The 304-nt window shown below is 51.6% G+C and carries 1 protein-coding gene; it reads right to left on the reverse strand.

The genetic code is table 11. The annotated features are described in order from the left end of the window. Positions 1 to 304, reverse strand: a 304-nt coding sequence (locus tag ABR397_RS23710) for a hypothetical protein (protein WP_350307835.1), incomplete at both ends; no start/stop codon positions are given.

Genomic DNA, 304 nt, shown 5'->3' on the forward strand with positions numbered 1-304 from the left:
GACATCATGACGGGTGCGTGTGGTGGTTTTCTTTTTGCCATACCACCTGCGTGTAGTTTCTGTTTTCTCATAGTGACTGGATTCTTCCATCGCCTGAGCGTACAGGTAACCACCTTGCGCCGCGACATCCATCGCCCCTTTGGCCGCCAGTTTGGTGGACTGGAAAAGAATACTGCCGGTTGAGATAACCGTGAGTATGCCGCCGCTGGTTAATTCAGTGCCCTGCTGAGTCACTGATTCGGTGAATTCCCTGCCGTTTTCCCGGTAGATGTGATTTTGCACCGATTCGAAACGCATATTACCG

The organism is Photorhabdus viridis (assembly GCF_040256935.1).
GTDB classification, from domain to species: Bacteria; Pseudomonadota; Gammaproteobacteria; order Enterobacterales; family Enterobacteriaceae; genus Photorhabdus; species Photorhabdus viridis.